Here is a 23,075-nt window from a genome sequence, read left to right as displayed (position 1 = left end):
CTAACCAGTGGGAGAGTATGTCGCCGCCTTTCTTTATAGAATCCCCAATCTCATTAGAGGTTGGGGATTTTTTTTGTTATATACCTTCTAATAGTATATTCTTTTGTGCTATATTTCTGTTTATGATTGTTAAAGTTGCGAAAAAAAGCTGTTACTTTGTACGCATATTGAAGATTAAGTAAGCTATGTTGAAAACTGTAAAAAAAGTTCTTATTAAAGTAGGAATTGGCATTGGAGTATTATGTGTATTAGTATTAGCACTAATGTATATTGTACCAGTATTTTATGCAGATCAAATTAATGTTAAAGTAAAGGAGTTAATGAAAGAATCTATCAAAGGAGATGTAGACTTTGAAAAAATAGATTTATCATTCTATAATAGGTTTCCTTTATTAACAGCAACAGTAGTTAAACCAAGTATTGAAGGAGTTCACTTAGATTCTTTATATTCTGACCATTTATTTGTAGCTAAATCTGTTAGTTTAGGCGTTGATATTTTTAGTATTACTAGTGGGAAATTAAGTTTTAATAGAATATATGTAGATAGTCCAACTGTTCATATAAATGTTACAGAAAAAGGGGAAGCAAATTATGATATTTTTGTTTCTTCTAATGAAAAGGAAGAAAGTGATGAGAGCCTTGAGTTAAAGATAGATGAGCTTCATATTGATAATGCAGAGATAATCTATAATGATTTGGCTAGTAGATTGAGTTTTATAGCTTCTGATTTTGATTATGTAGGACAAGGGAATATGAGCGATGATGTTTTCGACTTACTTAGTAAGGCAAGTATTCAATCTTTTGATTTGAATTTTGATGGTGTTCATTATGTTAAAGAAAAACCTATTCTTGCTAAACTCCAGACTAAAGTTGATACAAAATCTTTAACTTTTGTGTTTGAAAAAAATGATTTACGTATAAAAGGACTGCCTGTTGATTTTAAGGGACATTTTGGTTTTATAGAAAATGGTTATGACATGCTATTTGACATTAAAACTGAGGATGCGACTCTAGAGCAACTTTTATCCGTGATACCACCTGAGTATCAATATTGGTTAGATGAAACTAAATTTGCTGGTGATGTTGATGGTAAGTTTTTATTAGAAGGTAAGTATGTAATTGTTGATAGTTTAAGTCCTAATGTTGATTTATCATTGAAATTAAAGAATGGGTTTGTACAGAACAAACAAGTTACTAAACCATTAGAAAATATCGAACTAGATTTTTCTTATTCAATGCCAAAGTTAGATGTAGAGAAAGGAAAAGTATCTATAAATAAGCTATCTTTTGATTTAGATAATAATCATACTGATATAAATACAGAGATTGAAGGTTTGACAATAATTAATGCAAAAGGGAAGATTAATTCCATTATTAACCTTGACTTGTTTCAAAAAGCTGTAGGGATTGAAGGGTTTGCTATGCGAGGAGTTTTATCTTTAGAAGGGGAGTTTGATGGAACCTATTCTAAAGGTATTGTTGAAACAAGAACTTTGCGCAAAGTGTATCGTGATAGTACAATTACAAGTATACCTACTTTCGATTTAAGAGGATCTTTGAAAAATGGTTATTTTAAGTTAGAAGAATTGCCTAAAGCATTAGAAGAAATTAATTTTAATCTAGATATAGCTGCTAAGGATTCTAATTATAAAAATACCAGCTTACGTTTTTCTGATATTTCTTTATCAGCTATGGATAACCATATTAAAGGAAATATATATTTAAAGAACTTACGTGATTTTAATGTTGAAGCCGATATAGATGCTGAAGTTGATTTAGAGAAAATTAAGGAGTTTATACCAATTAATGATGTTGTATTACGTGGAATTATTGATGCTAAAGGTAGTGTTAAAGGAACTTACGAACCTAAACGTAAACTATTTCCAGTAATAGACTCTGAAGTTAAGTTTGTAAATGGATATATTCAGTTTAAGCGCATTCCTGAACTACCTATAGAGAATATAGATATACATACTATTATTAAGAGTAAACGTGGTTCTTTAAATGATTTAACTATTAAAGTTTTGCCTATTAACTTTAAGATAGCTGGTGAACCTTTCCAACTAGCAGCAAGTCTTTATAATTTAAACAACTTGAATTATAATGTGAAGTCAAAAGGGACTTTGAATATCGGAAACTTGTATAAATTGTTTAAGATAGACGGTATAGATGTACGTGGTAGGTTGTTAACAAGTCTTTTCTTAAGTGGATTGCAAAGTGATGCAGTGAAGGGAGACTTTGATAAACTTAAGAATGGAGGGCGTTTTGAAGTAGATAATATTACTGTATCTTCAGATATGTTTCCTAAGCCTTTACATATTAAGAAAGGAGTATTCTCTTTCTATAAAGAGAAAATGAAGTTTGAGAAGTTTGAAGCTACTTATGGTAGCTCTAAATTTTCAATGAATGGGTATTTGACTAATGTAATCGGATATATGCTGAAAGGAGATACCTTAAAAGGAAATTTTGATTTACAAACTCCTTATATGAATGTTGATGAATTTATGATGTTTGCAAATAATAAAACTAGTAATATAACAACAGCAAATACATCTAATGCTGGGGTTATTCAAGTTCCAAAAGACATCAATATTACTTTTAATGCATTAGCGGATAAGATTAAATACACAGAATACAATATTGAGAATTTTACAGGTAATCTGCTTGTAACTAATGGAAGTATCGATTTAAAGGATACAAAGTTTAACTTGATCGGTACAAATGTATCTATGAATGGTACTTACGAGCCCACAGGTTACCGAAGTGCTTTGTTTAGTTACAACCTTAAAGCATCGGAATTTGATATTCAAAGAGCATATAAAGAAATTACTTTGTTTAGAGAGATGGTGACAATGGCTAAGGATGCTTACGGAACAGTTTCTTTAGATTATAGTTTGAAAGGAAAATTAAATAGTAGTATGTTTCCTGTAATGAATAGTATTGAAGGTCAAGGTACATTATCGTTAGCTAATATTAGTTTTAAAGGATTTAAGCTTTTAGGAGCTATTGCAGATAAGACAGATGCTAAATCTTTGGAAAAAGGAACATTATCTGATGTGAATATTAAATCATCTATTAAAGATAATGTAATGACTATTGAACGAACTAAAATGAAGATGGCTGGTTTTAGACCACGTTTTGAAGGACAAGTAAGTTTAGATGGAGATTTAAATATTGGATTTAGATTGGGACTACCTCCTTTAGGTATTATAGGTATACCAATGAGAATAACAGGTAATGCAGAAGATTTTAAAATTAAGTTAGGTAGATATAAAGCAAGTGAAGTGTTGGGACAAGGAGCAAAGGATGATGACGAGGATGAAGATGAAGGATCAGATGTGAAATCTGTGAATGATTCTATTCCTGTTATACCAGAGGTACTGCCAATACAAGCCCCTGATAGTCTTCCTAAGACGGCATAAGTAAAAAGCTCAGAGATTCTCTGAGCTTTTTTTATTTATATGTGATTTAAGTTATACTTTTGAGGTGTAAAACAAAATAAAATGATTACTTACAGCAAGTTAAACGATATAGAAAATCTTCTTATACAACAAAGTACTGTAGATGAACCAATGCATGTGTACCAAGTGGATAGTCCTGTGGAAGAACAAGTACTTAGAATGAGATGTGAAGAAGTATTACCGACAGATGAGAACTTAAAATATCTGATTGCGAGAATGTATAAAACTGTTCGCAATGAAGAGAAGCCTGGTGTTGGAATAGCTGCACCTCAAGTCGGTATCAATCGAAGAGTTTTTCTAGTGCAACGAATGGATAAAAAAGGTGAACCATTTGAATTCTTTATTAATCCAGAGATTGTATGGTATTCTAAAATATTGAGAAGAGGAGAAGAAGGATGTTTGTCTATTGCCAATGAATATGGAGAAGTATATAGGAGCTTAGCTATTCAGATTACTTACTATGATTTAAGTGGAGAGCACTTCCAGGAAGTTATAGAAGGTTTTACTGCTGTTATTATACAACATGAATTTGATCACTTGAATGGAGTGTTGTTTACTGATCGTATAAAAGAACAGGAAAATAATGAATATTATAATGCATCTCCTACTAGTGAAATTGTTTATCAAAGATAAACTACAGCTTGTAGTATTTCTACTTTTTAGTATTTGGTGTCTTGTATTTAACTCCACTTATGCCCAGAGTATTGAGAATAAGTATTCTTATGACGATTTAGAGTTTAGTTGTCCAGCTGATGATATAGAAGTGGAGAGATTGTATAAAATAGGCTTAGAAGCTCTTAGTTCGCCTAAGTATTATAATATTGCAGGTAAGGTGTTTTTTAGTTTAATAGAAAGAGACAAAACACTTTGTGATGCCTATTTCTTTACAGGAGTAGCTTTAACTAAACAAGATAAGCACGAAGCAGCTGTAACATACTATTATTACGCTGATAGTTTAGCTAGTAAAAGTAATTCAGTGTTTAAAGAAGAATTAGCAGAAGCAGCTTTAAGAGTTGGAAATATTGGTTTAGCTAGAAAAAAGTATGAAGAACTGATCAAAGACTTTCCCAATGACCCTGATGGATATTATGGAATAGGGCTTACGGCTACTTCTTTAGGAGATATTGCTAATGGATTGCAAAAACTAAGTATTGCAGAAGAGCTATATATAGCAGAGAATACCTGGACGGAGCAACGACAACAAGAAGTATATTTAATGAAGGGAATACTCTTTATAGCGGATACTCAGTATGAAGCAGGTTTAGAATATTTAGATAAGTGTCAAACTACATTTAATTCACTAGATGACTTTAATGCCAATTATGCACTTGCTTCAGACGAATTATTTAAAGATACTAAGGATGAAAGTTATAAAGCGAAAGCCTTAGAATCTTTAAGTAGAATAAAAGATAAAGAAAAGCTGAACGAGACTTTTCTCAAACGTTTTCAAGATAAATAAAATAGTTAAAGGGACTGTGATCTTACTCGCAGTCTCTTTTTTTATAGCTTTTTTTGCCTTTTCTTATATCGAACTCACGTTATTTAAGGGATAAGTTCACCTCAAAACCAACCCCTCTTAAACTCAGGATACTTATTGATTCATCGTGTTGAAAGTATTTTCTCAAACGGGTTATAAATACATCTAAGCTACGTCCATTAAAGTAATCAGCAGATGGCCAGAGCTTCTGTAAGATCTCCTCACGAGAGATAATATCACCATTATGACTGATTAATAAAAGTAATAAATCTCTCTCTCGTTCTGTCAGACGTATTGTTTCAGAGGGATGACTCAGCTTTAGCTGTATAGGATTAAAAGTATAGCTACCTAATAAGTACTGTTCTGTCTTTGGTACAGCGGTTCGCTTTAGGATATTCTCTATTCTCAGTTTTAGTTCTTCAGGATCACATGTTTTAGAGATATAATCATCAGCACCTAACTTTAACCCCATTAAGCGATCGATGCTTTGGTTCTTTGCTGTTAAGAATAAGAAAGGCAAATTAGGTAATATCATATTAATCTCTTTCGATAAGGTAAAACCATCTTTCTGTGGGAGCATAATATCTAATATCGCTAAGTCAAAGTGTTCTTGAGTTACAGTATCTACAACTTCTTCTGGAGTAGTGAACCATTTTACCTCAAATCCACAAATACCTAAATACTGTTGGATAACAGTACCATAATCAATATCGTCCTCTACTAATAATAATTTATACATAAGGTATCGTGATTTTAAAAGTAGTCCCTACTTGTAGTTTACTATTTATATTAATACTTCCATGAAGTGATTTTACTATTTGTTGTACTTGGTATAAGCCGATGCCTAGTCCTTGGGTATTATGGATATTGCCTTCTCGTATTCTATAGAATTTCTTGAAGATATCACTCTGTTTATCCTTAGCGATTCCCATTCCGTTATCTATAACTGTGATGATATATTGATTAGCATCTGATGAGACACTGCATTTAATCTCTGTCCCACCATATTTAATACTGTTCTCTAATAAATTAAGAAGCACAGTCTCTATTTTAGTTTTAGGGAGATTGAGTTCTTCTTTAGCACTCCACTTTAATGATAATAATGCTTCAGGATATAGGTTTTGGAGATCCTCTATCAGCACTAAAGCATCTTCTTTTTTATAGCTTTCTTCTTCATCTGATAGAACAGGGTTAAGGCTATTCTGTAATCGATCTAATCGATTTACTTGACGGAGTAGAAGGTTGATAGTTGGCGAATCATATTCTTTGGACAGATTCTTACAACCGTATTTTAAGGTAGCTATAGGAAGTTTAAACTCATGAGAGACATTATCTACCATATTGTATAGATTAGCTACCTCTTTTTCTTTGTGTTTTATGGTACGATAAGTGATATAGTAAAGCACTAAAATAAAGATACAGATAAGGCTAGAACCTATAAATAAAGGAAGTAATTGCTTTAGTACAATACTTAAATAATTAACTACTTCGATCTCTTTTTCTTGATGAACAGTGATATGTAAATCCTTATCGTTTTTTACCCCTATATGATTGTCATTTTGATCAAGAGTACTCGTCTCATTGATTTCCCACTCAGAAGTATTTATTTTTTGAGGATGAACTACTTTCTCATTTGTCTCTAAGAAAGTAAAAGGTTCGTCTAGTAAGTTTATATTTTTATCATTAAGGGTAATCTGTGTTATCGTGAATTTAGCAGCTACTTTATAACCTAATTCTTTAAAGGTACTATCTACTTTAGTAGTAAATAATTCGCTATTATGATTATAATCCTCTTTGATAATATCTATACTTGTTTCTTGTTTTTTTAGAGCTAAGAAATGTTTATATAATTCACTCTCTTTATTCAGACTCATATTCTTATATGAACTCTGCTCTAATAAATCATCTATTTTCTCATGTGCTAGACTATTTATAGCTTTTTGTTTAAGACGGATAGCTTGGTTAAAATAGAACCCCATTAATCCTAATAAGAGGATATAGAAAACACAAAAGATGATTAAGTAATATTTAGAATTTAGCTTTTTCATATACACAAATATACTTTAAAAACAGGGTAATATACCAACAGGCTTTTGCTGTTAACCGTTCATTAACCGTTCATTAACCACCTTCTTTTAATGAATACAACACCTTTGTTTAAAATTAATGAAATTATGGTACGCATACTTATTTTATGGAGCATATTATTGTTAAGTGTATTAGTCAATGCACAAACAACTAACTCTCAAATCAAAGGAAAAGTAACAGATAATAAAAAGGAACTATTGGCTTTCGTTACTGTTGTAGCAAAAGATGCAGAGGGTAAGATAGTACAGTCTGTTTATACGGATGAACAAGGTGTTTATGATTTAGATGATAATGCATTGATTACTCAATTAGAGTTTAGCTATGTAGGGTTTAAATCTCAGACAATACCTTTAGGTATGGCTCCAGCTGTAGTAGAGTTAACAGAAGATAACGCTATTTTAGATGAAGTAATGATTACTGCCAAGCGCCCTACTATAAAAAGAGAAATAGATAGATTAGTATTTAATGTACAAGATACGCCTTTAGCGACTACGAATGCGTGGGATATTCTGAAACAAACACCTGAGGTAAGTGCGATAGGAGATAACCTAAGTATCCGTGGGAGCTCTAGTATATTAGTGACGATTAACGATAGAAAAGTGATGCTGACAGGAGAGCAGTTAAAAGAGATGCTTGAATCTACAGATGGCACACAGGTAGAAGCTGTAGAAGTTATCACAAACCCTCCTGCTAAGTATGATGCTCAGGGAGGAGCAGTATTGAATATTAAATTAAAAAAGAATATAAACTTAGGGTATAAAGGGAATGTAACAAATCGTTTTAAACAAACTACCTACGCGGTTAACACCTTAGGTACTCAACACTTTTACTCTGGTGATAAAGTGAATTTATCTGGCAATTATACTTATACAAAAGGAACTGGAGTGCGGTATAATGAAGACAACGTTATCTATGAGAACGGAGAGCGTTGGAGTACAGACCTGACACGTAAGAATAAGATAAAAGGTCGTCATAGTTTTAATGCAGAGATGGATGTAAAGGTAGATACTACACTGACATTGACAGTAGGAGGAAGTGGTTATATTAATGAACAAACCAAAGGTGATTTTGTCATCCCTACATTGATCTATAATAAAGAGGATATTGTAGAGTCTAATTATACCACTTTTAATAAGAAGCGTGCTAATATGGATACGTACACAGGGTATTTTATGTTAGACAAAAAGTTTAGTCACGAGAAAAATTTATTATGGTCATCTTATTTTACGTATGATAACCAAAAAGATAATCAAGATGTACGAACTGAATTAAACTTTAAAGATCAGTTACCATCTGAATGCTTTTTTGCAACGAAAGATAAGTCGCGCACACGATTAGCTGTATCTGGTGTTGATTATACGATAGATAAAGAGACAACCAAATGGGAGTTAGGTGGTAAGTATAGTATTGTCAAAGCCTTATATTCATTAGACTTTTTTGATACTAAAACAAGTAATCCTAATAAAGACAAGAGTAACGATTATGATTATCAAGAAATCAATTGGGCAGGATATACTTCCTTTACGAAGCAATGGGATAAATGGCAAATCAAAGCAGGATTGAGAGGAGAGTACACCGGTATTAAGACGAAGAGCACAGGAGTAGGGAGTAATACGCAGTCATACTTTAAGTTATTCCCTACAGCCTATGTGAAATATGATGTAACAGACGATCATCATTTGAGTTTTTCGTATGGCAAGCGCATTGACAGACCTTCGTATTCTTGGATGAATCCTGCGAAGAGTTACTATAATCTGTTTTCATATTTCCAAGGAGACCCTGATTTAAAACCAACGATCAGTCATAATTTTAGTTTAAGTTATAATTGGAATCAGTTAAATATTGAACTATTTTATAATCGTGAGAACAATCCATCTATGGAAATCTCTTATCAAGAACCTGAAAATAATATGTTAATCTATCATTATACGAATATAGATAAACGACAACTAGCAGGTATGATTGTAAACTATTCTCACCAGATTTTACCTATTTGGTCAGTGAGTCCTTTCCTTTACTTGCAAAAGCAGGAAGATTATTTTTATGGTGTAGATAAGAAGTTGTATAAGAATGATGCTTTAATATTTGGAGGGCGATTAAGTACTTCTGTTGATATTGAAAAGAAAAGTAACTGGAAAGCGATGTTGACCTATAACTTTTATACTCCTACTGTACAAGGGACTTTTAGAATAAGTGGTTATCAGCGTACAGACTTTATCATGAGTAGAGAGTTCTTGAAGAATAAGTTAGCTGCTAATCTGTATGTGTATAATATTTTTGGTAGTGATAGACAGATCATTAGTACTAACTATGCGAATCAAAATAACTACTTTAAAGACTATAGTGATACACAAGGTTTTGCTATTTCTTTAAAGTATAATTTAGGAAACCAAAAGGTAAAATACAGCTCTAAAGAAATAGATATGACAGAAAAAGACAGAATTTAGTATAAGATGATTATGAGTTAACACTTTCATAATAACTCTTTGAATTGTTGAATTTAAAAATGACAATTTCTTTACGCACTAAACATCTAGAGATAATAATGGAGGAATAGATTTGACTTCATTAATCAACTAGTAGTAACGTAAATGAAAAAAAAATTACAATTAGCAGGTTTGGTATGTGCGACTTTATTTAGTGCACAAGTTTTTGCTCAAACCACACAAGCTTCTATCCAAGGGATCGTATTACAGGATAATGCGATCCAACAGGGAAAAGAAGTTATGATTAGAAATACATCTACAGGATTTACCACACGTACTAAGACAAATGCTAACGGGGAGTTTGTCTTTAAAGAAATTCCATTAGGGGGACCTTATATCGTTGTTACACAAGACGAGGCTGGTGGAGAAGTAAAGAAAACGGGGTACTACGTAAACCAAGGTGATAATGTATTCGTAGATATTGTTATTGGATTAGATGATCAGCATTTAGAAGAAATCGTTATTGATGGAAAGAGCTTAAAGAATCAGAAAGAGTCTTTGGGGGCAGCGACTACTTTTACAGCGAGCTCTATAAAGAACCTGCCGATTAACGGACGTAACTTTGCTAACCTAACGGATTTATCACCTTTATCGAATGGAGGATCTATAGGAGGACAGCTAGGGTCTTCTATTAACTTTACGATAGATGGTACTACTGCTAAGAATCCTACATCAGGAGGGGCGACTACTAGTAGAAGTGGTGCTCCATATTCTGTTTCGATGGAAGCAGTACGTGAGTTTCAGGTAGTGACTAATCAGTATGATGTGACATTAGGGCGAAGTGGAGGAGGAACCGTAAGTGCAGTGACTAAGTCTGGAACCAATGAGTTCTCAGCTTCCATGTTCTCTTATATGCGTGCAGATTGGTTATCTAGTCCGTATGATATAAATGGAAATAAGAAAGGGGATAGAGACTATTCTACTTATCAATATGGACTATCCTTAAGTGGCCCGATTATTAAGGATAAGCTACACTATTTTGTAGCATGGGATCACCAGTTAGACACTCGATCACTAGTGATTGCAGATATTAATGGACCAGCAGATGAGGATAGATACGGTATTACTAACCAGACTTTAGATAAGTTCGTAGGTATTGCTCGTGATAAATATGGCGTATCTAATAATCCTCAGTACGGTACATTTGACAAGAGAAGAAACTCTGATGCAGCCTTCTTGCGTTTAGATTGGCAGATTAACGAGAACAACTTATTAACGGTTAGAAACAACCTTACGTATGACTATAATCCGCTAGGATTAGGAGATAACACACAGATTAATCTATACGAATCTTATGGTACAGATAAGAGTGTTGACAACAGTTTATTAGCTACATTAAGAACGAATATCAGTCCTAAACTGACTAATGAGTTAAAAGTACAGTACTTATATACATTCCAGGATAGCCATCAGAGTGCAGAGTTACCAGGATGGTATATACCACGTGCTATTGTGGAGAACGTAACTTCTAATATTGGAGGAGGTGTACGCTCAGCGAATATACAGTTAGGAGGACACCGTTTTGCACAAGAGAAGTTTACGAATAATGTTTTTCAGGTTGTAAATAATTTATACTATAACACAGATAAAGTAAACTATACTTTTGGTGTTGACGTGATGCAGACTAACTCTAAGTCAGTATACGGTAGTGAAGTGAATGGACGTTTTCATTTTAATAATGATCCTGCTCTAGGATATTCGTCTATGGATAGCTTTGAGAAGTTAAGACCTTATAGATATTATAGAGAAGTACCTTTAGTAGATGATCTTACTGTCGATGGGAATATATTAAATGCGGGTATCTATGGACAAATGAAGACTTCTTTATACCCTGGTTTAGATATGACTTTAGGGCTTCGTTTAGACTATGCGAAGTATCCGACAGCTAAGTTTAACCAGTTAGTATATGATGAGCTAGGGTTAAGAACAGACAATAACTTTAAGTCTTTGATTGTACAGCCACGTATTCAGTTTGATTGGAATATCAATGAGAACAATACTGACTATATCCGTCTAGGTGGAGGTATCTTTGGATCAGATGTGAATAACTATGCATTGATTAACAACCTTACTTTTGATGGAAGTAAGTTAGCTACTGTAGATGTAATGGGAGCTGATGTACCTACTCCTGACTTTGAAGCATATAGAAAAGATAAAAGTGCAATACCTTCTTTGACTCAACACCAGTTAAGCACAATCAACTTCACAGGAAAAGATGCAAAAGTACCGATGGTGTATAAGGCTAACTTGTCGTATACACACTTCTTTAGCAGTAGGTTTAAGGTGAGTGTGACAGGGTATATGAACTTAGCTCGTAATAACTACTTCTATAAAGATAGAAATATGGTGGATAAACCATTCTTTACTTTAGACAACGAAGCAGGAAGAGGAGTATTCGTTCCAGCAGAAACTATTTTAGCGAATGGTGCATCAGATTGGAAACAAGGAAGAAAATCAGATAAGTTAGGTCGTGTATTAGAACTAGTAAGTGAAGGAAAAGTAAATAACTATGCCTTAGTATTTGATACTAACTATAACTATTATAGAGATGGTCAGATAGCAGTGAGCTATACGTGGAACTCTACTAAGGATAATACTTCTTATAATGGTAACGTAGCTAACTCAGCTACACTAGGACTACCAGTAGCGGATGACCCTAGAGATTTAAGTAAAATGAGTTATTCTGATAATCACTTTAGACATAAGTTAGTAGTGTATGGTAATGCACCTAGTTTCTACGGGGTGAATGTAGGAGTGAGATTCTCTGGTATTGGAGGAACGAGATATAGCTTATTATCAGGAGGTAATACAAATGGAGATTTCGTGAGTGGTAATAATGACTTAGCGTATGTATTTGATATCAATGATCCTAATACTCCACAGCATATTAAGGATGGATTACAAACTATTATGGATAACCCAGAAGTAAGCAGTAGTCTTAAAAATTATATCCAAGATAGCTATGGTAAGATAGTGGAGAGAAATGGAGGAAAGAATAGCTTCTATGGTGTATTTGATTTGCGTATAGCGAAGACTTTCCATGTTAAAGGAAAACACAAGTTTGAGCTATCAGCAGATGTATTTAACGTAGCGAACTTATTGAATAAAGATTGGGGAGTGAATAAATCGATGAGAACGCAGTCTTTATATGCTTTAGGTGTACCTAAGAAAGGAGAAACAGCGGCTTTACCAGGTTTTGATCAAGCTACGCAACAATTTAATTATAGAGTAAATACAAAAGGGACTCCTGTAAATAGAGGAAACCCATACCAAATACAAATAGGGTTAAAATATAGTTTTAATTAATGCTTTCATAGTTAATAGATTATAAGTTTAATGTACTAATTCTTAAAAGTGGAACTCTTACGAGTTCCGCTTTTGTTTTTATAATACGATAGTAAAAGTGGCTTAATGTACTAATTTGTTGTAATTTTAAAGGTTAAATACAAGAATATGGAATTTGATTACTTTGACAAGATTAGAAAGATTAGGACAGGTATCCGATTCTACAGTGAGCTTCTAATAGAGGCTTCGTGGAATATGTGGAATATCAAAACGAGGGTAGGTATTTTCTTCTTTTCTTTAGTCGCTGCACTGTTAGGTACTTATTTCTTAGCTCCAGATGTTTTTAGTGAAGCTCAGAAATACACCATGTTTATTTTAATATTTTCTATATTGCTCTGGGCGACAGAAGCCATTCCTCCCTTTGCGGTAGGGATTATGATTATAGGCTTTCTCGTTTATACCATGGGGAATATACAGGGAGCCACGATTTCGCCCCAAGAGATATCAGATACCTGGTCAGACAGTGTGATTTGGATATTCTTAGGAGGTTTCTTTTTGAGTGAAGGAATGCGGAAGACCAACCTTGACTTGTCGTTGTTTAAGAAGACTATTTCTGTTTTTGGCTCTAATCCTAATATGTTAGTATTGGGTATTATCATTGTTACTTCAGTTCTATCCTTGATTATATCGAATACAGCTACTGCAGCTATGGTATTAGCTTCAGTAATGCCCTTGATAGATAGGGAGGGGAAAGACTCTAATATGTCTAAGGCCATTTTAGTCAGTATTCCAGCAGCAGCTACCTTTGCAGGAATGATGAGTATGGTATCTACACCTCCTAACTTGATCGTAGTGAACGTATTGAAATCTAAAGGATTCGATGTTACGTTCTCTCAGTGGTTGTTATTAGGGTTCTTACCAGCAGTTGTTTTATTAGGAACATTTTGGTATGCGGTAGTGCGCAAGTATACTTCTAAGGTAAAAGGATTAGATGTTTCGTTTGCAAATAAAGCCTTAGAAATGACAAACAGCATGCGCTTACAGCGTCTAGCAGTTATTATCATTCTAGGAGTGACAGTATTGATGTGGATGTTAGGAAGTAGATTACATATACCTACAGCAGGAGCCGCGATGGTACCTATTATGTTCTTGCCGATGTTGGGGATTATCACAGCAGAGGACGTGCGCAGATTGCCTTGGGATACCTTGATGTTAGTAGCCGGAGGACTATCTCTAGGGATGGCTATTAAAGAATTATTAGCGCCATATTACTCTCAGTTCTTAGCGGGGATGGAGTTTAATATGATCGTGATGATGATTATTTTTGCAGTAGTGACAGTGCTGTTTTCTAATATTATGAGTAGTACTGCTACAGCTACTATTGTGATTAATATTGCTGCTATTGTACTACCTACAGATCAGTTATTACCTGTTGGGCTAGTAGTAGGACTTTGTTCTTCGTGTGGATTGTTCTTACCTGTATCTACACCGCCTAACGCCATCGTCTTTGGTACGGGGATGCTGAAGCAAAAGGACTTCGTACTCGGTGGATTATTTGGAGCGATATTAGGTACTACGATTATCATCTTATGGGTGCTATTTTTACAGTATTTCACAGGCTTCTTTGAAGCTATATAAAGTATAAATAACGAATAAAATAAAAGGCGTATTCACACTGAATACGCCTTTCTGCTTAAAATAACCTAACCAAAATACATTATATTCTCTCTGGGAAGTTGGTGATGATACCGTCTACTTTTAAATCTTTTAAACGTTGGATATCTTTCTCCTCATTCACAGTATATGGATATATTTTTAACTTAGCTTGTTTGATTTTACCCACGTTTTTCTCATTCAATGTTTTGAAGTAAGGGTTGATCGCTACAGCATTGATCTTATGTGCAAATTCGATAGCATCAGCTGGCTCTTTAGAGGTCAACACAGCGATGTCTAAATTAGGATCTAGAGCAGCTATTTTTTCTAATTCATCCCATTTAAAACTAGAGATAATAAAGTCTGCATTCGTCCATCCTTTTTGTTTGAACTGTTGGATGATAGCGTATGTACCTTCTGCAGTATTTGCTCCCTTTAGTTCTATATTTAATACTGCTTTTCTATTGATAGCAGATATGATATCTTCTAGTGTAGGCATTTTATATTTACCATCCACTAATAGTGCTTGTAGTTCTGCTTGAGTGTATTGTTCGATATTTCCTTTGCCGTTCGTTAGTCGTTCTAAAGTATCGTCATGGTGTACCATTAGAGCGCCATCTTTTACTTTAAACACATCTATTTCGATCGCATCAGATTTCATCTCTACAGCTTTCAGTACAGATTCTACTGTATTCTCCGTTACGTGTCCCATAGCACCTCTATGTGCGATACGCAATACTTTATTATCTTGTGCAAATGCAAATGAACTCATAGCTAAACATAAAACTAATAGTCTCTTTTGAAATCTCATGGTATCTATTTTAATTGATTAGGACAAAGATGAATATTTTATGTATTGTCAACTTTACCTTAATATTATTGTTGTGTAAACAAACTAAAATAAATACCTTGATAGGAGAGTAGTCAGAGACTATATGATTAAATAATTTTTTAGATTCTAAAAGAAAGGTACAAAAAAAGCTGTTCAGTGAAGAACAGCTTTTAAATATTATTTTACTGGTGTACCAAATAAGTCAAACTCATAAGCACTATCGATGTGGATATCTGCATATTCACCTATTTTAAGGTAGTGTTTAGTAGCGTCTATTCTTACCTCGTTATCTACGTCTGGGCTATCGAACTCAGTACGTCCGATAAACTCAGTACCTTCTTTTCTATCAATGATACAACGGAATGTCTGTCCTATCTTCTCTTGGTTTAGATCAAAAGAGATTTGTGCTTGGATTTCCATGATTTCATTAGCACGAGCTTGTTTAACTTCTTCAGGAACATCGTCCTCTAGTAAATAAGCATGTGTGTTTTCTTCATGAGAATAAGTAAAACATCCTAAGCGTTCAAACTTCATCTCCTGAACCCAATCTTTTAGGATTTGGAAATCTTCTTCTGTTTCTCCTGGGTATCCTACGATTAATGTCGTACGTATAGCCATACCAGGTACAGCTTCTCTAAACTCTTTTAATAGCTTAGTTGTCTTCGCTTGTGTAGTACCACGACGCATAGACTTTAAGATATTGTCAGAGATATGTTGTAGAGGGATGTCTAAGTAGTTACAGATCTTAGGTTCTCTCTTCATTAGTTCTAATACATCCATAGGGAACCCTGTAGGGAATGCATAGTGAAGACGGATCCATTCGATACCTTCTACTTTCGCTAAGTTCTCTAATAGCTCTGCTAAGTTTCTCTTTTTGTATAAATCTAATCCGTAGTACGTCAAGTCTTGAGCGATCAAGATTAACTCTTTTACTCCGTTTTTAGCTAATCCCTCAGCTTCTTTTACTAATTTCTCGATAGGTTGAGATACGTGTTTTCCACGCATTAGTGGGATAGCACAGAAGCTACAAGGACGGTCACATCCTTCAGCGATTTTAAGGTAAGCGTAGTTTTTAGGAGTAGTCGTCAGACGCTCTCCTAATAATTCGTGTTTATAGTCAGCTCCTAATGCTTTTAATAATAAAGGTAAATCTGTAGTACCGAAGTATTGATCTACATTAGGGATTTCAGCTTCTAAATCAGGTCTGTATCGCTCAGATAAACATCCAGTAACGAAGACCTTGTCAACAATACCTTCCTCTTTTTTCTCTACGTATTCTAAGATTGTGTTTACTGATTCCGCTTTAGCGTTATTAATAAAACCACAAGTGTTGATCACCACAATATTAGCTTCATCATTAGCAGCCTCATGTGTTACCTCTTTTCCACTTGCTTTTAATTGTCCCATTAACACTTCACTGTCGTAAACGTTTTTTGAACAACCTAAAGTAATGACGTTGATTTTATTCTTTTTTAAAGTTTTGGTTCTCATTGATTTAAAAAAATTGGACTGCAAAATTACATTTTTTTTAGCTACAAACTAAGCGCTTTAGTATAATTATGTGAATCGAGCAGTCTAATTATAAACATTCTGTTTTAGAACCTTGATTTTACGAGGGATACAAATTAGTTAGAGTGAGTGATAAGAATTGATTGTACGAAGCCATAGTTACCTTTTTATCTTAGGTGTCTATAAAAGGCTTTAAGATATTGAAGTGTCTTGTTTCTTAATGATAAAATTCACTTTTTCAATAGTGCGACAACACTTCTTCAATGTTTCTTCAAGAAAAGGACTTTAAACTAGAGTAATCTTGAGAAAATGTTGAAGAAGTGTTGAAGGATTTAACTAGAATACTTATTTTTAGTAGGGTAGAGGGGTGTTGTGGTTAGAGAGAAATAAAGAGGTTATTTTTAGTAATGGATTGATATCTAGTTTTTTATTTTTGTTTTTTCTCGTTTTGAGTGCAGAAAAAAGGATAGTATTTTTATTGGAAAAGGATAGTGAGAGTAGAGAAAAACTGTTTTTGAGTAAAAAAAGGAGTGAAGTGAAAGGGATAAATTACTATAAAACGATTTTTAAGAAGCAAAATAGATAAATAAATAGAAGTAAAATAGAAAATGGAGAAGAATAGGTTTAGTATTCGTTTTGGACTATATCACGAGATAGAGTAGTGGTTCTAAATAAACAAATAGTGCTGAGGTTCTATTTATACGATTTGTATGGCATATAATGAGAATAAAAAAGAGGCTATCAAATAAATGATAGCCTCTCGGTATATTGTTCGTTTATGTGTCTTTATTATAATCTAAAGATACCACCAAATACGATGATTGTTTCTCCGAACCAGAAGTTGTGCATCGCTCTATCTGATTTGCTAGCTGTAGTACGTACATCATACATATCGATGTATCCACCTTTTAACTCTGCTTGAACGAAGAAGTGTTTAAAGAAAGTCACGTTAAGACCTGCTTTAGCTGATAGACCAAATCCAGAAACGTGGAATTCGTCATATCTTTCTTTACCTAATAAAGTAGTATTCGTTTTAGGGAATACAATACCAGCTCCAACACCTTCCGTTAAGTTGATCTGCACTTTATCTGTGTTCCATACTCCAAAAAGTTTAGAGATGTCATCCACACGGTTTAGCTCTACGTTGATATAGTTTAATCCGTCTGTGTGTTCGAACATTAAGAAATCTTCAGTTAGATTTACTTGGTTAGGATGTCCAGGAATAGTCTCTCCGTAAGAACCTTGACCAGGGTAGTATCCTAAGATACCTACTGTTTGGTTTTGATCCATTACATATTTCATGTGATCAACTCCTAAAGAGATATTATATTTATCAGTGATAAAGTAACCTACTCTTAAGTTCGTTTGTGGAATAGTCATACGAGCAGGGTTAATGTAGTCGATATGCCATCCTTTAGGTTTGTCAGATGCTTCTACATTCTGTAAGATGAAGTCATAGTCATCACCTCTAAATCGAATGTCAGAATTACTGAATGTACCACGGTTACCTCCCCAATAAATATAAAATTTACCTTTGTTAGAATCTGTATAACGCAGTGGAGTAGTTACACCTTCTTGAGCAAAACTTGTAGCAGTAGCAAGCAAGCATATTGCAGCGAAAAGTTTAAAAATATACTTCATTATTTGCTTATTATTATTTTTATAAAAATCGAACTGCAAAGGTATAATAAAAAAATCTCTTTATCAGTTTATCCGATAAAGAGATTAAGTACTTAAACTTCTAATCTAATTAGAAATTAATGTTGTATGTCAAACTTACAAAGTTATCTGTCGTTTTAATATTAGCAGCCTGATAAGGGTTCGGTAGTGTAGTGTCTACTAAGTAAGTATTATAAGACTGCGAAGTTCTAGAGTAAGATAAGTCTAAACGAGAACTACCGAAAGTATATCCGATACCTGCAGAGTATCCATTTAGATCACCATACATTTTATAATCCTTCTTATAAGGACTCTGTTCGAAGCGATAACCAGCTCTTAAACTTACTTGCTTGATGATGTATTCCCCTCCGATACGTACTTCACTTGCTCCTGTCATCATGGTGTTGATTCCTTGGTTTAAGTCGTTGTAGGTATTATTACCTTTAGGTCTGAATTCGTTATTGCTATAGTCTTTAAATGTATAATCTACACTGATCAGTCCTTTATCTTTAAAGATATAAGCTAAACTCCCTGTATACTTAGATGGAGTTCTCAGTCTATAACGATCAAATACAGTCACTACTCTAGGATCTACTATAGCATTATTCTCACCTACACGAGATGTAGAAAAACCTTGGATTAATTCATCTTTTAGAGAGTACCAAGTAGGTGATTCGTAAGCCACACCTGCTCTTAATGATTCAGTAATCTGTCCAATAGCCCCTATATTAAATGAGAATCCTGTCCCATAAGTATAGACTTCGTTAAAATAACCCATAGACTGAATAGAGCCTCTTCCTCCTGGTGTAGCGATAGTCTCCTGAGCTAAGCTACTCTGAGTATAATCTACTACGTGGATATTCAGGTTTGCCCCTACATAGAAACGTTGTCCAAGTTGTGCTGCAAAGTTAGCTGCAAACTTGTTTGTAAACCCGCTGTTGCTAAATGATCTAGCTTGGTTATACTGACTATTTTGATTATAGTTCGCTGTATATGTTCCGTCCTGTGTGCCTTTATTGATTAAGAATGCTTCGTGTGCTAAGTAGGTCTGTTGTCCTACGAAGCCTGCTTGTTGGCCAGCATACATATAGTCTTGCTCTGCAGAGCTACCTTTTGGTTGTGCGACATTATGAGGTATTTTAGCACCATTAGCCATGTTTAGAAAATAGTCTCCTAAGCTATTATGTGTATTCGTTCCTCTAAATAATATGTCGTTTCTTAGATTCTTAGTACTCTCATAGTTAAGTCCTATGGTGAACTTCTTCATCGTAGCCTTGTCATTGTAGTTGTTAAAAACAAATACTGCCCCCATCTGCCCTAAGTCTAGACCATCATATTTTTTGGAAGTATTATTACCATAGTAGTTAGCTTTATTGTTTCTAGCTAAATAAGATAAACTGAAGGCAGCTGTATTATAATTAAATATAGCTCCCCCCGCAGGGTTAATATTCGTGGCAGATAAATCTCCCCCTACTGCACCAAAAGCTCCACTCATTCCTCTAAAACGAGCTGTACCATTTAGATCTGACTGATTATATCTCATGACATCTGTAGGTGCAGTTTCTTGAGCATAAGTTGCTGCGGATAGTAAGATAGAACTTACTAATGTATAAAAATACTTGTTCATTTTTTTCTGTCTTGTTTACTTATATATTATCTACTGTAACTACTGCGTGAACTACCTCCACCGCTAGAAGAGCTTCTAGATCCTCCACTGTAACTACTTCCACTACTGCGCGAGTATGAAGAAGAAGAAGGTGTAGAGTAGCTACTACGTGAATAAGAACTTCTAGAGTTATTATTATAGTTACTATTGCTACTATTAGAAGAGCTATTGTTATAGCGAGAGTTATTATATGAACTAGTGCCATAAGAAGATCTTGAGTAAGAACTTCTACTGTTGTTGTTATAACCTGAGTTACTGTTTCCTCTATTATTAGTTTGGTAGCTTGATCTGCTATAACTTGATCTATTATTGTTAGAGTAGCTACTACTACTTCTTCCAGAGTAATTACTTCTCGTATAGGTAGAGTTACCATTGCCTCTGTAAGCGTTATTAGAGTTATATGATGATCTAGTATAGCTAGATCTTCCTCCTCTAGAATAGGATACATTATTATAGTAGTAATTAGGTCTGTATGCGTAGTAACCTCCATGATATGGATAACCATAATAGCCTCCCCATGGGCGACCGTAGTATCCACCGCCCCAGCCCCAACCGAAGCTCATACCAAATCCACCACCCCAGTAGTATGGACTATAGAAAGGATCGTAATAACCACCCCAATAACTACCATAGTATGGATAACCATATCCATAGTAAGGATATCCGTAGCTGTTATTATAGTAATTAATACTTACACTGCTAGGTTCTGTCCCCCAAGAGCCGTAAGATACAGCTTGTTTAGGTTTGTGTTGAACCACACTGTCATTGACAGGTGAAGTATATTGATTTACATCAGTGAAATATTCGAATTCGTCACTTTTTGACTTAAAATACTCCGCATAGTAATTAGCGTCAGGATTTTGATTGTTGCGATATTGTTGAGTATTCTCACCTTGACTATATATACCATCGTGATAAGAGGTATTATAATACGAACCACAAGAAACAGTTAATCCTCCTATAAGCAAAAACATACCTAATTTGCTTAATAATCTAGAAGTTTGGATAATTGTTTTCATTTCGTTGTTTTTTTAATTGTCGGTCAAAACAAATTTAGTTAGTTTTGTGGAATTATTATAGTTAATTAAGAGTTAAACAATTTTAACTGCTAATATATTAAAAATGAGCAAGAATATTACTAAAAGAAGTGAGGACTACTCTAAATGGTACAATGAATTAGTTGTCAAAGCAGATTTGGCAGAGAATTCAGGTGTACGTGGATGTATGGTTATCAAGCCTTACGGGTATGCTATCTGGGAGAAGATGCAAGCAGAGTTAGACAAGAAATTTAAAGAAACTGGTCACCAAAATGCTTATTTCCCCTTGTTTATCCCCAAATCTTATTTTAGTAAGGAGGCAAGTCACGTAGATGGATTTGCTAAGGAGTGTGCAGTTGTAACTCATTACCGATTAAAAACAGGAGAAGACGGAAAAACGATAGAGGTAGATCCAGATGCTAAGTTAGAGGAGGAGTTAATCGTACGTCCTACATCAGAAACAATTATTTGGGATACATATAGAAAGTGGATTGAGTCATACCGTGACTTACCAATCTTAGTGAATCAATGGGCAAACGTAGTTCGTTGGGAAATGAGAACTCGTCTATTCTTAAGAACAGCTGAGTTTTTATGGCAAGAAGGTCATACTGCACATGCTACTGAGAAAGAAGCTGTGGCAGAGGCAGAACAAATGTTAGACGTATATGCAGACTTTGCAGAGAACTTTATGGCTATTCCGGTTGTAAAAGGATTCAAAACAGAGAATGAGCGTTTCGCAGGAGCTATTGAGACTTACTGTATTGAGGCACTAATGCAAGATGGTAAAGCATTACAAGCTGGTACATCACATTTCTTAGGACAAAACTTTGCTAAGGCATTTGATGTTAAGTTTACTTCACAAGAAGGGAAACAAGAGCATGTATGGGCTACATCATGGGGAGTAAGCACTCGTCTGATGGGAGCCTTAATCATGACTCACTCTGATGACAATGGTTTAGTACTGCCACCAAACTTAGCACCTATACAAGTAGTTATCGTACCTATTCATAAAACTGATGAGCAGCTAGAGGCTATTCGTGAGGAAGTGAAAAAGATCACGGATAGATTTAAGAAATTAAATATTTCTTTCAAATTTGATGATCGTACAGCTTATAAGCCAGGATGGAAATTTGCTGAATACGAACTAAAAGGAGTTCCTGTGCGTGTAGCGGTAGGACCTAAAGATCTAGAGAATGGAACTTTCGAAGTTGCACGTCGTGATACGCTTACTAAAGAGGTAGTGTCTAAAGAGGGTATCGTAGAATATATCCAAGATCTATTAGAGACTATTCAAAGTAACTTATTTAAGAAAGCTTACGATTATAGAGCTGAGCATATCACAGAAGTGAATTCTTTTGAAGAATTTAAAGAAGTGCTAGAAGGTAAAGGAGGATTTATTTCTGCACACTGGGATGGTACTGGTGAGACAGAAGAAAAGATCAAAGACCTTACAAAAGCTACAATTCGTTGTATTCCAATTGATAGAAAAGAGGAAGAGGGAATATGTGTGCTAACAGGCAAGCCTTCTAAGGGTAGAGTATTATTTGCAAAAGCATATTAATTTCATTTTTTTTTGTTTTTCTCTTGCGGGATAAAAAATTTATTGTAGTTTTGCATCCGCATTAGAGAAACAAATGGTCCGTTCGTCTAGGGGTTAGGACGCCAGGTTTTCATCCTGGTAACAGGGGTTCGATTCCCCTACGGACTACAGAGTTCTTTAACGAGGATTTATCTAATGCAAGTTGGTCCGTTCGTCTAGGGGTTAGGACGCCAGGTTTTCATCCTGGTAACAGGGGTTCGATTCCCCTACGGACTACGAAAGTTCTTTGACTAAAAAATATATAAATAATTATTGGTCCGTTCGTCTAGGGGTTAGGACGCCAGGTTTTCATCCTGGTAACAGGGGTTCGATTCCCCTACGG

14 protein-coding genes and 2 tRNA genes are annotated in these 23,075 nt (G+C 34.5%); 9 read left to right on the top strand and 7 right to left on the bottom strand.

Translation table 11 applies throughout. The features are described from left to right. Positions 1-185: 185 nt before the first annotated feature. The 3 genes from HX049_RS15240 (at position 186) to HX049_RS15230 (ending at position 4,920) form a co-directional block, all read left to right on the top strand. Complete coding sequence (locus tag HX049_RS15240) at positions 186-3,422, top strand: AsmA-like C-terminal region-containing protein (RefSeq protein WP_286416925.1); 3,237 nt, start codon at positions 186-188, stop codon at positions 3,420-3,422. Positions 3,423-3,503: 81 nt separating this feature from the next. Then, positions 3,504-4,094 carry a peptide deformylase gene (gene def / locus HX049_RS15235; protein WP_286416923.1) on the top strand — a complete coding sequence of 197 codons (591 nt, stop codon included), beginning with the start codon at positions 3,504-3,506 and terminating at the stop codon, positions 4,092-4,094. Then, the gene (locus HX049_RS15230; RefSeq protein WP_286416921.1) at positions 4,045-4,920 is read left to right on the top strand and encodes a tetratricopeptide repeat protein; all 876 of its coding nucleotides are present in this window, start codon (positions 4,045-4,047) and stop codon (positions 4,918-4,920) included. Before def ends, HX049_RS15230 begins: the two co-directional genes overlap by 50 nt. A 79-nt stretch (positions 4,921-4,999) precedes the next feature. On the opposite strand, the gene HX049_RS15225 is transcribed toward HX049_RS15230, so the two are convergent. Together HX049_RS15225 and HX049_RS15220 are read right to left on the bottom strand one after the other, a co-directional pair. Beyond that, positions 5,000-5,677 (bottom strand): response regulator transcription factor, encoded by a 678-nt coding sequence (locus HX049_RS15225; RefSeq protein ID WP_286416920.1) that lies wholly within the window; start codon positions 5,675-5,677, stop codon positions 5,000-5,002. Further along, positions 5,670-6,986: a sensor histidine kinase gene (locus tag HX049_RS15220; RefSeq protein WP_286416918.1), complete on the bottom strand. Its 1,317-nt coding sequence runs from the start codon at positions 6,984-6,986 to the stop codon at positions 5,670-5,672. The genes HX049_RS15225 and HX049_RS15220 overlap by 8 nt, the downstream gene beginning before the upstream one ends. 90 nt (positions 6,987-7,076) lie before the next feature. On the opposite strand from HX049_RS15220, the gene HX049_RS15215 reads away from it, so the two are divergent. The 3 genes from HX049_RS15215 to HX049_RS15205 all read left to right on the top strand — a co-directional run bounded on the left by HX049_RS15215 (position 7,077) and on the right by HX049_RS15205 (position 14,435). Beyond that, positions 7,077-9,473 (top strand): outer membrane beta-barrel family protein, encoded by a 2,397-nt coding sequence (locus HX049_RS15215; protein ID WP_286416917.1) that lies wholly within the window; start codon positions 7,077-7,079, stop codon positions 9,471-9,473. A 144-nt stretch (positions 9,474-9,617) separates the two neighbouring features. Beyond that, entirely contained in the window at positions 9,618-12,818 is a 3,201-nt protein-coding gene (locus tag HX049_RS15210) for a TonB-dependent receptor (protein ID WP_286416915.1), read from the top strand. 147 nt (positions 12,819-12,965) lie between these two features. Beyond that, positions 12,966-14,435 carry an SLC13 family permease gene (locus tag HX049_RS15205; RefSeq protein WP_286416913.1) on the top strand — a complete coding sequence of 490 codons (1,470 nt, stop codon included), beginning with the start codon at positions 12,966-12,968 and terminating at the stop codon, positions 14,433-14,435. 79 nt (positions 14,436-14,514) lie between these two features. On the opposite strand, the gene HX049_RS15200 is transcribed toward HX049_RS15205, so the two are convergent. From HX049_RS15200 to HX049_RS15180, 5 genes are all read right to left on the bottom strand, one after another. Continuing rightward, a complete protein-coding gene (locus HX049_RS15200) occupies positions 14,515-15,261 on the bottom strand; it encodes a glycerophosphodiester phosphodiesterase (RefSeq protein WP_286416910.1) in 747 nt (248 codons plus the stop codon). Positions 15,262-15,459: 198 nt separating this feature from the next. Next, positions 15,460-16,773, bottom strand: coding sequence for a 30S ribosomal protein S12 methylthiotransferase RimO (gene rimO, locus HX049_RS15195; protein ID WP_073145337.1), 1,314 nt, complete (start codon positions 16,771-16,773; stop codon positions 15,460-15,462). A gap of 807 nt (positions 16,774-17,580) precedes the next feature. Continuing rightward, complete coding sequence (locus HX049_RS15190) at positions 17,581-18,432, bottom strand: hypothetical protein (protein WP_286416907.1); 852 nt, start codon at positions 18,430-18,432, stop codon at positions 17,581-17,583. A 109-nt stretch (positions 18,433-18,541) separates the two neighbouring features. Then, positions 18,542-20,077: an OmpP1/FadL family transporter gene (locus tag HX049_RS15185; RefSeq protein WP_286416905.1), complete on the bottom strand. Its 1,536-nt coding sequence runs from the start codon at positions 20,075-20,077 to the stop codon at positions 18,542-18,544. Positions 20,078-20,103: 26 nt separating this feature from the next. After that, positions 20,104-21,135 (bottom strand): hypothetical protein, encoded by a 1,032-nt coding sequence (locus tag HX049_RS15180; protein ID WP_286416902.1) that lies wholly within the window; start codon positions 21,133-21,135, stop codon positions 20,104-20,106. Positions 21,136-21,238: 103 nt separating this feature from the next. Between HX049_RS15180 and proS the strand changes: the two genes are divergently transcribed. The 3 genes from proS (at position 21,239) to HX049_RS15165 (ending at position 22,969) form a co-directional block, all read left to right on the top strand. Then, positions 21,239-22,714 carry a proline--tRNA ligase gene (gene proS / locus HX049_RS15175; protein ID WP_006264474.1) on the top strand — a complete coding sequence of 492 codons (1,476 nt, stop codon included), beginning with the start codon at positions 21,239-21,241 and terminating at the stop codon, positions 22,712-22,714. Positions 22,715-22,789: 75 nt separating this feature from the next. Further along, positions 22,790-22,861: transfer RNA gene (locus tag HX049_RS15170), tRNA-Glu, on the top strand. A 36-nt stretch (positions 22,862-22,897) separates the two neighbouring features. Then, positions 22,898-22,969 (top strand) — tRNA-Glu (locus tag HX049_RS15165). The last annotated feature ends 106 nt before the right edge of the window (positions 22,970-23,075 follow it).

The organism is Myroides odoratimimus (assembly GCF_030326305.1).
GTDB lineage: Bacteria > Bacteroidota > Bacteroidia > Flavobacteriales > Flavobacteriaceae > Flavobacterium > Flavobacterium odoratimimum_A.
This window is presented reverse-complemented; position numbering and strand designations above follow the sequence as displayed.

Bases quoted from the DNA above. Each gene is read 5' to 3' on its own strand.
- HX049_RS15240 (WP_286416925.1), top strand. From the start codon at position 186: ATGTTGAAAACTGTAAAAAAAGTTCTTATTAAAGTAGGAATTGGCATT.
- def (WP_286416923.1), top strand. From the start codon at position 3,504: ATGATTACTTACAGCAAGTTAAACGATATAGAAAATCTTCTTATACAA.
- HX049_RS15230 (WP_286416921.1), top strand. From the start codon at position 4,045: ATGAATATTATAATGCATCTCCTACTAGTGAAATTGTTTATCAAAGAT.
- HX049_RS15225 (WP_286416920.1), bottom strand. From the start codon at position 5,677: ATGTATAAATTATTATTAGTAGAGGACGATATTGATTATGGTACTGTT.
- HX049_RS15220 (WP_286416918.1), bottom strand. From the start codon at position 6,986: ATGAAAAAGCTAAATTCTAAATATTACTTAATCATCTTTTGTGTTTTC.
- HX049_RS15215 (WP_286416917.1), top strand. From the start codon at position 7,077: ATGAATACAACACCTTTGTTTAAAATTAATGAAATTATGGTACGCATA.
- HX049_RS15210 (WP_286416915.1), top strand. From the start codon at position 9,618: ATGAAAAAAAAATTACAATTAGCAGGTTTGGTATGTGCGACTTTATTT.
- HX049_RS15205 (WP_286416913.1), top strand. From the start codon at position 12,966: ATGGAATTTGATTACTTTGACAAGATTAGAAAGATTAGGACAGGTATC.
- HX049_RS15200 (WP_286416910.1), bottom strand. From the start codon at position 15,261: ATGAGATTTCAAAAGAGACTATTAGTTTTATGTTTAGCTATGAGTTCA.
- rimO (WP_073145337.1), bottom strand. From the start codon at position 16,773: ATGAGAACCAAAACTTTAAAAAAGAATAAAATCAACGTCATTACTTTA.
- HX049_RS15190 (WP_286416907.1), bottom strand. From the start codon at position 18,432: ATGAAGTATATTTTTAAACTTTTCGCTGCAATATGCTTGCTTGCTACT.
- HX049_RS15185 (WP_286416905.1), bottom strand. From the start codon at position 20,077: ATGAACAAGTATTTTTATACATTAGTAAGTTCTATCTTACTATCCGCA.
- HX049_RS15180 (WP_286416902.1), bottom strand. From the start codon at position 21,135: ATGAAAACAATTATCCAAACTTCTAGATTATTAAGCAAATTAGGTATG.
- proS (WP_006264474.1), top strand. From the start codon at position 21,239: ATGAGCAAGAATATTACTAAAAGAAGTGAGGACTACTCTAAATGGTAC.